Genomic DNA, 13,616 nt, shown 5'->3' on the forward strand with positions numbered 1-13,616 from the left:
CTGGAGCAGTCGATGCGTGCCCGTAGCCATGCAGTTCTCGCCGCCTCGGTCGTCCTCGCCCTGGCCGCCGGCCCGCTGGCGGCCCCCGCCTTCGCCGCGCCGCCCGCCCCGGCCTCCCGCTTCGCCGATCAGCGGGGGCCGGCCGAGGAAGCGTTGCGTGCCGCCATCGCGGGACTGCCGAACCGGTACGCCACCGCCGCCCTCGTGCGGGTCGTCACCCCGGGCGGCGACTGGCACGGCAGCGCGGGGGTGCGCGACCTGGCCAGTGGCCGGCCGGCACACCCCGATGGCCGCTTCCGAGCCGGTTCAGTCACGAAGGTGGTCACCGCGGCCACCGTCCTGCGCCTCGCCGCGCAGGACGAGATCGACCTGGACGCGCCGGTCCAGGGCTGCCTTCCCGACCTGTTCACGCCGGAGTTCAGGCAGCCGATCAGCGTGCGCCACCTGCTGAACCACACCAGTGGCATCAAGCCGGGAGACAGCTTCGGCGACGACTTCACGGACGTGTACCCGCACCGGTACGAGACCCTCACCCCGCAGCAGGTCGCGGCGTCGGCGATCGCCGAGGGGCCGGAGGGCTTCGTCCCGGGAACGCGACAGCAGTACCTCAACATCAATTACACGATCCTCGGCCTGCTGATCGAGAAGGTCACGGGACGCTCGTACGCCTCCGAGGCCACGCGCCTCGTCCTGCGCCCGGCCGGCATGCACCACACGTACTTCCCGGGCACCGATCCCCGCATCCGGGGCCCGCACAACCGGGGCTACCAGGCGGTGAAGCGCCCGGACGGCACGACGAAACTGGTCGACGTGACCGAGTGGAACCAGGCGGACCGCTGGGCGGCGGGCGACATGATCTCCACCACCGCCGACCTGGAGAAGCTGCTCACCAAGCTGTTCCGGGGAGAGATCGTGCCGCGGCCCGAACTGGAGGAGATGTTCACGACTCCGGTGGGCGTCACGGGCGCGACCCTCAGCGCCGGCCTGGAGTACCAGAGGGTCGACGGCCAGGTCTTCTGGAGCAAGTCCGGGTCGCGCTACGGCTACAGCACGTTCATCGGCGGCACCCGTGATCTGAGGCGCACTCTGGTCTACTCGGTCAACTCCACGGACGCGAAGGGCACGGGGCGCAATCCGGTCGCCGACGCGATCACCGCGGCCGCGCTGCGGTAGCCCCCGTCAGCCGCCGCGCCACCGCGTGCGCGCCGACCGTCGCCGCTCCCGCGAAACCGAGCCCCACGGCGAGGTCACGCGGGCGGGTGGCGCGCAGCACACCGGCGCGGCGCAGCCTGTGGCGGGCCCAGAGGGTGAACGGGACCACGATCAGCGGCGAGGTCGCCGCCCCGGGGGTGTAGCCGCGCACCAGCCCCGCCTGCGCCAGGTGGACCAGGCCGTGCAGGCCGAACGCGTTGAGCGCGGTCTGGTACGTGGCCGAGCGGCCCCCGGTCAGCCGTCCGGCGACGGACGCGGAGGCCACGACCGCGGCCATCGCGCCGACCGCCACCGCGAACTCCCGCCCGTCGACCGAACCGGCCCGCCGCCACACGGCCTCCGGCACGCCCGGGTACCGCTCGCGGAGCGCGGGGAGGTTGTGCCGCCACCAGCCGGGCACGGTCGCCAGCTCCTCGAGGTCGTGCAGGGCCCAGGCGGCCAGGAGCCCCAGCGTGACCGCGCCCCCGACAGCGCCTTCGGCCGCTCCGCCGACCGCTCGTTCATCACCCGATGAATTCATCACATGATCAGTGTGCTACACACCGACGATCCCGTTCCACCGCTTCGCGAATTCCGCCCGCTCCCCCGCCGAGATGTCCCGCGCGATGGCGAGCCGCCTCCGCATCGCCGCGTCCGGGAAGATCAGCGGGTCCTCGGCCAGGGCAGCGGTCTCCTCGTCGCCGGAGGAGGCCAGGACGTCCTGGGCGGCGGGGACCGGGCAGACGTAGTTGACCCAGGCGGCCAGTTCGGCGGCGACCTCGGGCCGGTAATAGTGGTCGATCAGCCGCTCGGCGTTGGCCTTGTGGCGGGCCAGGTTGGGGATCATGAGGGACTCGGCCCACAGTTCGGCGCCCTCCTCCGGGACGACGAACTCGATGTCCGGGTCGTCCGCCTGGAGCTGGATCACGTCACCGGAGTAGGCCTGGCAGGCGAGCACGTCGCCGCTGGAGAGGTCCTTGATGTAGTCGTTGCCGGTGAAGCGGCGGATCTGCCCCTTGGCGACCTGCTTCTCCACCTGGTCGCAGATCAGGTGGAAGTCGTCCGTCTCCCAGTCGGTGATGTCCACGCCGTTGCCCTGCATCAGCAGCGCGAACGCCTCGTCCATCCCCGACAGAAGCGTCACGCGACCCTTGAGGTCGGCCGCCCACAGGTCGGAGACGTGCCGGATCTCCCGGCCGAGCCGGCGCCGGTTGTACGCGATGCCGGTGATGCCGGACTGCCAGGGCACGGTGAACTTCCGGCCGGGGTCGAAGGCGGGCGAACGCAGCAGCGGGTCCAGGTACTTGGTGACGTTCGGCTGGCGGGAGCGGTCCATCTCCTGCACCCAGCCCAGCCGCACGAACCGCCCGCACATCCAGTCGCTGATGACGATCAGGTCGCGGTCGGTGGGCTGGTGGTTCATCAGGGACGGGCTGATCTTGCCGAAGAACTCGTCGTTGTCGTTGATCTCCTCGATGTAGTCGACGGAGATGCCCGTCTCCTTCTCGAACGCCTCCAGCGTGGGCCGCCGGTTCGGGCGCTTGTCGTCGGTGTCGATGTACAGCGGCCAGTTGGCCCAGGTCAGCCGCCGCTCGGTGGCGGACCGGTCGGTCGCGGCGCGGTCGCCCGGGGCCACGTACGCCGCGGGGACACCGCAGCCGGCCAGGGCACCGAGCGCGGCGGAGCCGCCCAGGCCGCGCAGCAGGGTACGACGGGAGAGCGGAGGCGTCTTCGGGAGCAGGGGCATGGCACGAGCATCCCCGCCCCCGCCCACCGGGACAATCGACGCTGCGTCGAGCGGGCCCGGCCAGGCCCGACACCCTGTCGAGCGCGGGGAGTTCCCCCCGGTGCACACGCGCCGCGGCCCCGGACGGAGACCGGGGAAGGTCTGTCCGGGGCCGCGCACACCGCGTGGGGTCACATGGGTGGGGTCACATGTCCAGCGACGTCATCACGTGCTTGATCCGCGTGTAGTCGTCGAAGCCGTACCCCGACAGGTCCTTGCCGTAGCCGGACTTCTTGAAGCCGCCGTGCGGCATCTCGGCGACCAGCGGGATGTGGGTGTTGATCCACACGCAGCCGAAGTCCAGCCGCTTGGACATCCGCATGGCGCGGCCGTGGTCCTTGGTCCACACCGAGGAGGCCAGCGCGTACTCCACGCCGTTGGCCCACTCGACGGCCTGGTCCTCGTCGCGGAAGGCCTGGACGGTGATGACCGGGCCGAAGACCTCCTGCTGGATGATCTCGTCGTCCTGCTTGAGACCGGAGACGACGGTCGGGGCGTAGAAGTAGCCCTTGTCGCCGACCCGGTGGCCGCCGGCCTCGACCTTGGCGTGCGCGGGCAGCCGCTCGATGAACCCGGAGACCTGCTTGAGCTGGTTCGGGTTGTTGAGCGGCCCGTAGAGCACGTCCTCGTCGTCGGGCTGCCCGGTCTTGATCTCGGACGCGGCCTTCGCGAGGGCGCTCACGAACTCGTCGTGGACCGACTCGTGGACCAGCACGCGGGTGGCGGCGGTGCAGTCCTGCCCGGCGTTGAAGTAGCCCGCCTCCGAGATGCCCTCGACGGCCTTGGGGATGTCGGTGTCCTCGAAGACCACGACCGGGGCCTTGCCGCCCAGCTCCAGGTGGACCCGCTTGAGGTCCTTCGACGCCGACTCGGCGACCGACATGCCGGCCCGCACCGAACCGGTGATGGAGGCCATCGCCGGGGTCGGGTGCTCGACCATCAGGCGGCCGGTGTCGCGGTCGCCGCAGACGACGTTGAAGACGCCCTTGGGCACGATCGAGCCGATGATGTCGGCCATCAGGGCCGTGGAGGCGGGGGTGGTGTCCGAGGGCTTGAGGACGACCGTGTTGCCCGCGGCGAGCGCCGGGGCGAACTTCCACACGGCCATCATCATCGGGTAGTTCCACGGCGCGACCTGCGCGCAGACCCCGATGGGCTCGCGGCGCACGAAGGAGGTCAGGCCCTCCATGTACTCGCCGGCGCCGCGGCCCTCCAGCATCCGCGCCGCACCCGCGAAGAAGCGGATCTGGTCGACCATCGGCGGGATCTCCTCGGAGCGGGTCAGCCCGATCGGCTTGCCCGTGTTCTCCACCTCGGCCGCGATCAGCTCCTCGGCCCGCTCCTCGAACGCGTCCGCGATCTTCAGCAGGGCCTTCTGCCGCTCGGCCGGGACCAGGTCCCGCCAGGCCGGGAAGGCCGCCGCGGCGGCCGCCATCGCCGCGTCCACGTCCGCCTGCCCGGACAGGGGAGCGGTCGCGTAGGCCTCGCCCGTGGCGGGGTTGACCACCTCCGTGGTCCGTCCGTCGGCGGCGTCCCGGAACTCACCGTCGATGTAATTGCGCAGACGACGCAGCTCGGTGCTCACTGCCGGCCCTCCAAGTTCGGGTGTCCATTGACTGAGACACCCACCCTAGACGCAGTCCTGACGTTTTCAACACCCCCGCTCCCCTCAGGGTTGCGATATCCGCAGTCTGAGGCGATCGAAACAACGAATTTCATCGATCCGGCCTTGCGAAACTGTCGATACGTCGTGCACAGTGAAGCCGTGGCCAGTCGAAGCGCAGACCAGAAGGACTCCCGCGAGTCCAGGAACGGCGGTCCCCAGTTGGACGCCGTCTCCCTCGCCATCATCGAGCAGCTCCAGGAGGACGGCCGCCGACCTTACGCCGCCATCGGCAAGGCCGTGGGCCTGTCGGAGGCGGCCGTGCGCCAGCGCGTCCAGAAGCTGCTCGACCAGGGCGTCATGCAGATCGTCGCCGTCACGGACCCGCTCACCGTGGGCTTCCGGCGCCAGGCGATGGTCGGTGTCAACGTCGAGGGCGACGTGGAGTCGGTGGCCGAGGCGCTGTCGGCCATGTCCGAGTGCGAGTACGTGGTGATGACCGCGGGCTCCTTCGACCTGATGGTGGAGGTCGTCTGCGAGGACGACGACCACCTCCTGGAGGTCATCAACCGACGCATCCGGGCCGTGCCCGGCGTGCGCTCCACCGAGAGCTTCGTCTACCTGAAGCTCAAGAAGCAGACCTATATGTGGGGAACCCGATAATCGTGAGCACCGACAGCCCCAAGGACCTCAGCAAGACCGCGTACGACCACCTGTGGATGCACTTCACCCGCATGTCGTCGTACGAGAACGCTCCCGTCCCCACCATCGTCCGCGGTGAGGGCACCCACATCTACGACGACAAGGGCAAGCGCTACCTCGACGGTCTCGCCGGCCTGTTCGTGGTCCAGGCCGGACACGGCCGCACGGAGCTGGCCGAGGCGGCCGCGAAGCAGGCGCAGGAGCTGGCCTTCTTCCCGGTGTGGTCCTACGCCCACCCCAAGGCCGTCGAGCTGGCCGAGCGCCTGGCGAACGAGGCCCCCGGCGACCTCAACAAGGTCTTCTTCACCACCGGCGGCGGCGAGGCGGTGGAGACCGCCTGGAAGCTCGCCAAGCAGTACTTCAAGCTGACCGGCAAGCCCACCAAGTACAAGGTGATCTCCCGCGCGGTGGCCTACCACGGCACCCCGCAGGGCGCCCTGTCCATCACCGGCCTGCCCGCGCTCAAGGCCCCCTTCGAGCCGCTGGTCCCCGGCGCGCACAAGGTGCCGAACACCAACATCTACCGCGCCCCGATCCACGGCGACGACCCCGAGGCGTACGGCCGCTGGGCCGCCGACCAGATCGAGCAGCAGATCCTCTTCGAGGGCCCGGAGACGGTCGCCGCGGTCTTCCTGGAGCCGGTGCAGAACGCGGGCGGCTGCTTCCCGCCCCCGCCCGGCTACTTCCAGCGGGTGCGCGAGATCTGCGACCAGTACGACGTGCTGCTCGTCTCGGACGAGGTCATCTGCGCCTTCGGACGCCTCGGCACGACCTTCGCCTGCGACAAGTTCGGCTACGTCCCGGACATGATCACCTGCGCCAAGGGCATGACCTCGGGCTACTCCCCGATCGGCGCCTGCGTCATCTCCGACCGCCTCGCCGAGCCGTTCTACAAGGGCGACAACACCTTCCTGCACGGCTACACCTTCGGCGGCCACCCGGTCTCCGCCGCGGTCGGCATCGCCAACCTCGACCTCTTCGCGCGCGAGGGCCTCAACCAGCACGTGCTCGACAACGAGGGCGCCTTCCGCGCCACCCTGGAGAAGCTGCACGACCTGCCGATCGTCGGCGACGTCCGCGGCAACGGCTTCTTCTACGGCATCGAGCTGGTCAAGGACAAGACCACCAAGGAGTCCTTCAACGAGGAGGAGACCGAGCGGGTCCTGTACGGCTTCCTCTCCAAGAAGCTCTTCGAGAACGGCCTGTACTGCCGTGCCGACGACCGCGGCGACCCGGTCATCCAGCTCGCCCCGCCGCTGATCTCCAACCAGGAGACCTTCGACGAGATCGAGCAGATCCTGCGTGCCACGCTGACGGAGGCGTGGACGAAGCTCTGATCATCTTCTGATCATCCCTTGGGACGATCACCACCGGCCCCGGCGCCGCCCGTTCGAGTGAGACACGGCGGCCCGGGGCCTCGTGCTGTCCGGCCCCCGCGTGGGGACTGCCTAGCGTGCCCAGTGACCGATCGGCCCCGTCTTCGTTCCCCCGGAAGGGGGACGACACGACCGGGGAAATACGGATCAGAACCGAGGTGTACGCCCATGGAGGCCCCGCCGGACAACGATGTGCTCTGGGCCCGCGCCCTGCACTTCCAGCACCACGACGGCTCCCCCGCGTTGCAGGGCGTGTCGCTCGGTGTGCGCGAGGGCGAGATCCTCGCCGTGAGCGGACCGCGCGGCAGCGGCAAGACCACGCTGCTGCGGTGCCTGTCCGGCCTGGTCAAGCCACAGGACGGCGAGGTGTGGTTCAACAGCGTGCCGGTGCACACCATGGGTCCGCTGAGCCGGGAACGCCTGCGCCGCGACCGCTTCGGCTGGATCGACCCGGCCCCGGCGCTCGTCCCGGAGCTGAACGCGTGGGAGAACGCCGCGCTGCCCCTCATGCTGCGCGGCACCGGCCGGCGCCGGGCCAAGGCCGCCGCCCTGGACTGGCTGGACCGCCTCGACGTCGGCGGCAGGGCGCGCAGGCGCCCGCACGAACTCCAGCAGGCCGAGCGGCAGCGCGTCTGCATCGCCCGCGCCCTCGCCGTCGCCCCGGCGGTCCTCTTCGCCGACGAGCCGACGGCGCCCCTGCACCGCGCCGACCGCGCCCAGGTGCTGCGGACGCTCACCACGGCGGCCCGCTCGCACGGCATCACCGTCCTGCTCGCCACCCACGACGCGCAGACCGCCGCCCTGGCGGACCGTGCGGTGGCCCTCCTCGACGGACGCCGGGTACGGACCGTGCACCTCCCCCCGCTCGCCGAGACCGCGGTGGCCACGGGTGCCACCGGGACTCCCGGAACGGAAGGCCGGGCGGCGTGCTCGCTCTCCGCCTGACCCGCACTGCCCACCTCGCCGTCCACCTGCGCCGCCTGCTGGTCGCGGTGGCTTCGGCGGGCACGGGCTTCCTGCTGCTGTCCGCCCTCGGCTACGCCCTGAGCCACCCGGACACACCCGGCGCCGGCGCGCTCCGCCTCGCCTGGTGCGCGGCGCCGCTGGCCGCCGCGGTGCACCTCGCGGTCACCGTGGCCCGTACCGATCCCGGGACCCGGCCCCGCTCGGGGCTGTCGGCGATCGGCCTGGGCCCGGGCCGGCTGATGGCCGTCTCGGCGACGACGACGGCCCTGGCCGCCGCGCTCGGTTCGGTGGCGGCCCTGTTCCTCTACCTCCACCTGCGCGGCGACCTGACGGGCGGCCCGCCCTCGGGCCGCGTGTCGGCCGACGCCCTGGCCGTCGGCCAGTCCCTGCCCGCCCCGGCCGTGCTGACCCTGCTGGTCCTCGTACCGGCCCTCGCGTCGGCCGCGGTGGCCCAGGCGCTGCGCCCCCGCGACCCCCGGCCCACCACCACGGCACCGCGCGGCTACGGCCGCTTCGGCGCGTACGGCTGGGGCAAGACCCGAGAAACCTTCGGCGCCTACGGCCGCTTCGGCTCCCGAACCACCACCGGCGCCGTGACTGCGGACAGTCGCGCCGACATGACTGCGGACAGTCGTGCCGACATGGCTGCGGGCAGTCGTGCCGCTGGGGCGGCACGGGTGGGCGCAGGCGGCGCCCTGCGAACGCAGGCAAGTGACCCCCACCCGCCGACCCCGACGGACGGCACCACACAGACGCTGGACGCCGTCCCCTCCCACCCGACGGACGTCACCCAGACGCCGGACGCACAGCCCGAGCCCGCCCCAGAACCGACCCCCCGCCCCCAGAACACCACCACCCTCCCCTGGGGCATCGCCGTACTCGCCGCAGGCCTCACCGTCGAGACCTACACCGGCAACGCCTCCCCCGCCCCCACCCCCGGCACCGCCCCCTCCGCCGGCGTCCTGATCGGCTGGGCCCTCACCGCCCTGGGCCTCGCCCTGGCCGGCCCGGGCCTCACCCATCTGTGCGGCCGCCTGCTCCAGGCCGCCCGCCCCGGCGCCCTGCGCCTCCTGGCCGGCCGCGTCCTCATGGAGGAGTCCCACCGCATCGGCCGCCCCCTCGGTGTCGTGGCCGCCGTGGCCGCCGCGGCCTACGTGGCGGCCACGGTGTACGACGGCGACGGCCCGGCCTTCGGCCCGCTGGCCACCCTGGGCGCCCTCCTCGTGGCCGGCTGCACCGTCGCCACCCTCCTCACCGCCGCCGTCGCCGCCAAGCACGCCCGCGCCGACACCACGGACGCCCTGCTGCGCCTCGGCGCACCCCGGGCGACCCTGCGCGGCGCCGCCGCCGTACGCGCCGCCGCCCTGCTCGCCCTGTTCGGTCCGCTGACCCTGGTCGTCGCGGTGCTGGCGGCACTGCCGCTGGACCACTGAGCCCCAGCCGAGCCACGGTCAAGCCGCAGAAATCTTTTCGAGAAAGTCCCCGGACCGGCGATGATTTCCGGGGCCGCCTCCCGTCTACCTCTTCGAACGGCACGGCACGGCACACGAACCGCACCACAGCGGCGGCACATCAACGGGAGAGGCCCCCATGTACCAGCAGATGATCTTCCTGAACCTGGCCACCAACGACCTCGACGCCTCCAAGAAGTTCTTCACCGGACTCGGGTGGGAGCTCAACGCGCAGTTCAGCGACGACAGCACCGCCTCGTTCCCGGTGAGCGACACCATCGTCGTGATGGTGCACACGCCGCAGAAGTACCGCGAGTTCACGAAGAAGGAGATCGCGGACTCGACGAAGTCCAGCGAGGTGCTGATCGCGCTGAGCGCCGAGAGCCGCGAGAAGGTCGACGAGCTGGTGGACAAGGCGGTCGCGGCAGGCGGCTCGGTCTCCGGCGAGACCCAGGACCACGGCTTCATGTACGGCCGGGCCTTCGACGACGTCGACGGCCACACCTTCGAGGTCGTGTGGATGGACCCGGCGGCGGTCGAGGGCTGATCCGGGCGCGTGCCTAGCATGGGCGGGTGGATCCGACATCCGATCAGACACCCGCCCAGCGCAAGGCCCGGTCACCGCACGGGTCACCGTCACTGTCGCAGTTCCAGTCCCACCACGCCTCCCACGACCGGGAGATCGAGAGCCTCGTCGAGTTCGACCGCGTCGTCTCGGCGCCCGGCTCTCTCGCCCACCACCGCGTCCAGGCCGTCGACCTGACGGACCGTACGGACGCCCTGCTCGCCGCCGACGCCACGGGCGCCGTCTTCCTCGGCTGCCCGATGTCCCCGGCGGCGGCCGCCCGGGTGCGCTCCGTCGGCGCCCTGGTCTTCCCGCCCATACCGGGCCTCCCCTTCGACCCGTACCGGGGACACGTCTACTCCCCCGACGAGTTGTACGCCCACCTCGCCGAGGGCTACGAGGCGACACCGGACGCCCTCGCGTACGCATGGTTCCAGCAGACGAAGGCCGACGGCGACGTGTTCGCCTCGATGCTGCGCGCCGTCCACGACGACGCCGTCTCGGACGCCCTGGACGAACTCGTCGCCGGCGCCCGGGTGGTGGGTGTCATGGGCGGCCACGCCATGGCCCGCGGCACCGCGGAGTACGCGGGCGCCGCCCGCCTGGGCCGCGAACTGGCCCGCACCGGGCTCATGGTGGCCACGGGCGGCGGCCCGGGCGCGATGGAGGCGGCCAACCTCGGCGCGTACGCCGCCCCGTTCGACGACGCGATGCTGGACGACGCCCTGACGCTGCTCGCCAAGGTCCCGTCGTTCGCGCCGTCGATCGGCGACTGGGCGCGGTCCGCGTTCGAGGTGCGGGAGCGCTGGCCGGACGGCGGCGCCTCGATCGGCATCCCGACCTGGTTCTACGGCCACGAACCACCCAACGCCTTCGCCGCGCACATCGCCAAGTACTTCGCCAACGCCACCCGCGAGGACGGCCTGCTGGCCCGCTCCACGGCGGGTGTGGTGTTCCTGCCGGGTGCGGCCGGCACCTTGCAGGAGATCTTCGACAGCGCCACGCCGAACTACTACGAGTCGCGCGGCGAGCCCACTCCCATGGTGCTCGTGGACCGGGAGCACTGGACCGGGACCCTCCCGGCGTGGCCGCTGCTGCGGTCCCTCGCGAAGGGCCGGGCGATGGAGTCTCGAATCGCACTGGTTGGCCGGATCGATGAGGCTCCCGAGGCGCTGAAACGTGTCGGCGGTTAATAAGACGGCAAAGTCAACGCCCCTGTCCGGCATATGCGTTGACACTTCTTACGCCCCGCTTATAGACCAGTGGGGCTCATGGGTGTGCTGATGCCGCGTCATCGAGTGTCGGCACGCCCACCACCCCCCGCATCCGCGCTCCCGTAAAGGACAAACGTGGCAGTCCTGTCCATAATCAGCCGTACGGCATCCCGCCGTGGCGTCCGCGCCCTCGGCGTCGTCGCCGCCTCCGCGGCCCTGGCGCTCAGCGCCTCCGGATCCGCCCTCGCCTGCAACATCAGCGAGTTCTCCGCCGAAGCCCAGTGCGACGGCGACAACGGTGTCATCACCGTCACCGACGTGGACCCCGCCGGCATTCCCGCCACCATCACCGTCTACCTCAAGGACGGCGACAAGCAGGTCGGCCAGCAGACGGTCAAGGGCTCCAAGGAAGGCACCACCGTCTCCTTCCCCGTGGACTGGCAGCCGAACACGGAGTACCGCGTCCACGTCAAGGCCGACCGGTACGTCGACGAGGACATCAAGCCGGACGTCAAGACCCCGTCGACCCCCTGCAAGACCGAGGACACCCCGTCCCCGACTCCGACCCCGTCGGAGAGCTCCTCGACCCCGTCCGACGAGACGGAGTCCCCGGTGCCCGAGCCGTCCACGTCGGCCCCCGCGCCGTCGCAGCCGGAGAGCAGCGCGCCGGCGGCCGCGCCGGGCGACAACGCCCCGTCCCCGGCGGCCGGTGAGTCCAACCTCGCCGAGACCGGTGCCAACTCCAACACCGGCATGATCGCCGGTGTCGCGGCGGCCCTGGTCGTCGTCGGTGGCGGCGCCGTCTTCTTCGGCCTGCGCCGTCGCGGAGCCAACAGCAACCGCTGACGCCCACGCACCGGTTCACACAGCGGTGGCCCGTCCCGTCCAGGGGCGGGCCACCGTCGTGTCAGCCGAACGTCGCCTTTTCCAGCCAGAGTTCGAGCAGCTTGCGGTCACCGAGCACCTCGAGTCCCGGGGCGTCCAGCGGCAGCCGGCCGTAGAAGGACAGCAGTACGGCCGTGAGCGGGCCGCGCAGCGCCACGGTCGCCTTCTCGTGGCCGCGGCGCCAGGTGATGCCCTCGTCGGGCAGCTCGACCAGCCACTCGGCGTTCAGCTCGGCCGGGGCGTCGGTGGCGTGCAGGTGGATGCTGCTGCCCGGGGAGCGCAGCTCCTTCGCCGCCATGCCCGGGAGCACCCGCTGCACGAACCGCACGATGTCCAGCCACTCGTCGACCGCGTCGGCCGCCACGTCGGGCGCGACGGGCTGAAGGGGCAGACCGGCCGCCAGTACCGCGTCCGCTCCGTGGACGACGAGCTCGTGGGTCATCCGCCGCGCCCAGAATCCCGCCGTGTCGACGCCGGCCCACGACCACGCGCGCGCGTCCGGTCCGGCCTCCCGCAGCGCACCGACGACCACCTCGCCGGACTCCGCCAGCCACGCCCCCAGCGCCGCCGCGTCCCCGGTCGCCGCGGGCCCCTCGCTGCCCGGCACCCGGTCCGTCGGGACTTCCTCCTCGGCGCGGGTGCCGACGATCAGGCCGGTCCAGCGCAGGGCCCGGCCCACGTGCCGTACCAGCTCCTCCAGGGTCCAGTCGGGGCAGGTCGGCACGGTGGCGGACAGATCCGCACCGGACGTGACCACGGCCCCGAGCCGGCCCACCTGGTGGACGATTTCGTCGCAGTACCGCTCGTGCGCGAGGAGTGTCATGCGCTCACCCTACGAACGGAACGATCACCCGAGCACCACCGTTTCGGCCACGTCGAACTCCACGCCGACCGCGTCCCCGACCTCCGGCGCCTCCCGCAGCGCGCAGGCCGCCTCCAGGCGGGGCGCGTCCTCCGGCTGGAGGTGCACGGCGACGTGCGTACCGCGGAAGGTACGGGCGGTGACCGTGCAGCGCAGGCCCTCGTCGGCGGGGACGACACGGACTCCGGCCGGCCGCACGAGCACCGTGCGCGTGCCCTGCGGGGCGTCCTCGGGGACCGGCACCTTGCCCCAGGGGGTGTCGGCGGCCTGCCCGGCGACGGACGCCTCGGCCACGTTCTCGAAGCCGAGGAAACGGGCCACGAAGGCGTCCGCCGGACGCTGCCACACCTCCAACGGCGTTCCCGACTGGGCGATCCGCCCGTCCCGCATCACCACGACCCGGTCGGCGAGCGCGAACGCCTCGCCCTGGTCGTGCGTCACGGCCAGCACCGTGGTGCCCAGCCGGCCGAACAGCTCCCGCAGTTCCACCACGAGGCGCTCCCGCAGCGAGCGGTCGAGCTGGCCGAGCGGCTCGTCCAGCATCAGCAGCCGGGGCCGGGGCGCGAGGGCGCGGGCCAGGGCCACCCGCTGCTGCTCACCGCCGGAGAGCGCGGCGACGGACCGTCGGGCAGCACCGGGCAGCCCGACCAGCTCCAGCAACTCCGCCACCCGGGCCTGCTGCTCCGTCCGGGACGCGCCGCGCATCCGCGGCCCGAAGGCGATGTTGCCGGCCACGTCCCGCTGCGGGAACAACTGGTGGTCCTGGAACATCAGCCCGACCTCGCGCCGGTGCGCGGGCACCCCGGTCTGGTCCCGCCCGTCGAGCGTCACCCGGCCGGCGTCCAGCGGCTGGAGCCCGGCGACCGCCCGCAGCAGCGTCGACTTGCCGCTGCCGCTGGGCCCGAGCACGCACACCACCTCGTGCTCGGCGACCCCCAGGTCGACGTCGTCGAGCACGGGCCGTCCGCCGAAGCGGACGGTCGCGCCTTCCAGGCTCAACAGGCTGGGCGGCATG

Annotated in this window: 13 protein-coding genes; 8 read left to right on the plus strand and 5 right to left on the minus strand. The window is 72.0% G+C overall.

The window, feature by feature from the left end:
• The first annotated feature begins 12 nt into the window (after window positions 1-12).
• The gene (locus OHA99_RS10000; protein WP_405695422.1) at window positions 13-1,173 is read left to right on the plus strand and encodes a serine hydrolase domain-containing protein; all 1,161 of its coding nucleotides are present in this window, start codon (window positions 13-15) and stop codon (window positions 1,171-1,173) included.
• Here OHA99_RS10000 and OHA99_RS10005 read toward each other — a convergent pair.
• The 3 genes from OHA99_RS10005 to OHA99_RS10015 form a co-directional block, all read right to left on the minus strand.
• Window positions 1,151-1,735 carry an HXXEE domain-containing protein gene (locus OHA99_RS10005; RefSeq protein WP_381607787.1) on the minus strand — a complete coding sequence of 195 codons (585 nt, stop codon included), beginning with the start codon at window positions 1,733-1,735 and terminating at the stop codon, window positions 1,151-1,153. The two genes, OHA99_RS10000 and OHA99_RS10005, sit on opposite strands and share 23 nt — an antisense overlap.
• A gap of 12 nt (window positions 1,736-1,747) precedes the next feature.
• Window positions 1,748-2,938, minus strand: a complete 1,191-nt coding sequence (locus OHA99_RS10010; protein WP_405695424.1) for an extracellular solute-binding protein — start codon at window positions 2,936-2,938, stop codon at window positions 1,748-1,750.
• Between the two features lie 184 nt (window positions 2,939-3,122).
• Window positions 3,123-4,562, minus strand: a complete 1,440-nt coding sequence (locus tag OHA99_RS10015) for a gamma-aminobutyraldehyde dehydrogenase (RefSeq protein ID WP_153177731.1) — start codon at window positions 4,560-4,562, stop codon at window positions 3,123-3,125.
• Between the two features lie 165 nt (window positions 4,563-4,727).
• Here OHA99_RS10015 and OHA99_RS10020 point away from each other — a divergent pair, with 165 nt between their 5' ends.
• The 7 genes from OHA99_RS10020 (at window position 4,728) to OHA99_RS10050 (ending at window position 11,700) form a co-directional block, all read left to right on the plus strand.
• The gene (locus OHA99_RS10020) at window positions 4,728-5,243 is read left to right on the plus strand and encodes an Lrp/AsnC family transcriptional regulator (protein WP_007444925.1); all 516 of its coding nucleotides are present in this window, start codon (window positions 4,728-4,730) and stop codon (window positions 5,241-5,243) included.
• Between the two features lie 2 nt (window positions 5,244-5,245).
• The gene (locus OHA99_RS10025) at window positions 5,246-6,619 is read left to right on the plus strand and encodes an aspartate aminotransferase family protein (protein WP_153177732.1); all 1,374 of its coding nucleotides are present in this window, start codon (window positions 5,246-5,248) and stop codon (window positions 6,617-6,619) included.
• Between the two features lie 207 nt (window positions 6,620-6,826).
• Window positions 6,827-7,603, plus strand: coding sequence for an ABC transporter ATP-binding protein (locus tag OHA99_RS10030; protein WP_153177733.1), 777 nt, complete (start codon window positions 6,827-6,829; stop codon window positions 7,601-7,603).
• Window positions 7,585-9,057: a hypothetical protein gene (locus tag OHA99_RS10035; protein WP_405695427.1), complete on the plus strand. Its 1,473-nt coding sequence runs from the start codon at window positions 7,585-7,587 to the stop codon at window positions 9,055-9,057. The genes OHA99_RS10030 and OHA99_RS10035 overlap by 19 nt, the downstream gene beginning before the upstream one ends.
• 157 nt (window positions 9,058-9,214) lie before the next feature.
• Window positions 9,215-9,622, plus strand: coding sequence for a VOC family protein (locus OHA99_RS10040; protein ID WP_007444934.1), 408 nt, complete (start codon window positions 9,215-9,217; stop codon window positions 9,620-9,622).
• A gap of 26 nt (window positions 9,623-9,648) precedes the next feature.
• Window positions 9,649-10,833, plus strand: a complete 1,185-nt coding sequence (locus OHA99_RS10045; protein ID WP_405695429.1) for an LOG family protein — start codon at window positions 9,649-9,651, stop codon at window positions 10,831-10,833.
• 156 nt (window positions 10,834-10,989) lie between these two features.
• Complete coding sequence (locus tag OHA99_RS10050) at window positions 10,990-11,700, plus strand: LAETG motif-containing sortase-dependent surface protein (protein ID WP_405695431.1); 711 nt, start codon at window positions 10,990-10,992, stop codon at window positions 11,698-11,700.
• Between the two features lie 61 nt (window positions 11,701-11,761).
• Here OHA99_RS10050 and OHA99_RS10055 read toward each other — a convergent pair whose 3' ends face one another.
• Both OHA99_RS10055 and OHA99_RS10060 read right to left on the minus strand, forming a co-directional pair.
• Window positions 11,762-12,562 carry a maleylpyruvate isomerase family mycothiol-dependent enzyme gene (locus OHA99_RS10055; RefSeq protein WP_153177737.1) on the minus strand — a complete coding sequence of 267 codons (801 nt, stop codon included), beginning with the start codon at window positions 12,560-12,562 and terminating at the stop codon, window positions 11,762-11,764.
• A gap of 24 nt (window positions 12,563-12,586) precedes the next feature.
• A complete protein-coding gene (locus OHA99_RS10060; RefSeq protein ID WP_405695434.1) occupies window positions 12,587-13,615 on the minus strand; it encodes an ABC transporter ATP-binding protein in 1,029 nt (342 codons plus the stop codon).
• Between the last annotated feature and the right edge of the window lies 1 nt (window position 13,616).

It is taken from the genome of Streptomyces coelicoflavus (assembly GCF_045041415.1).
GTDB classification, from domain to species: domain Bacteria; phylum Actinomycetota; class Actinomycetes; order Streptomycetales; family Streptomycetaceae; genus Streptomyces; species Streptomyces coelicoflavus.

Bases quoted from the DNA above. Each gene is read 5' to 3' on its own strand.
- OHA99_RS10000 (WP_405695422.1), top strand. From the start codon at position 13: ATGCGTGCCCGTAGCCATGCAGTTCTCGCCGCCTCGGTCGTCCTCGCC.
- OHA99_RS10010 (WP_405695424.1), bottom strand. From the start codon at position 2,938: ATGCCCCTGCTCCCGAAGACGCCTCCGCTCTCCCGTCGTACCCTGCTG.
- OHA99_RS10030 (WP_153177733.1), top strand. From the start codon at position 6,827: ATGGAGGCCCCGCCGGACAACGATGTGCTCTGGGCCCGCGCCCTGCAC.
- OHA99_RS10040 (WP_007444934.1), top strand. From the start codon at position 9,215: ATGTACCAGCAGATGATCTTCCTGAACCTGGCCACCAACGACCTCGAC.
- OHA99_RS10055 (WP_153177737.1), bottom strand. From the start codon at position 12,562: ATGACACTCCTCGCGCACGAGCGGTACTGCGACGAAATCGTCCACCAG.
- OHA99_RS10060 (WP_405695434.1), bottom strand. From the start codon at position 13,615: ATGCCGCCCAGCCTGTTGAGCCTGGAAGGCGCGACCGTCCGCTTCGGC.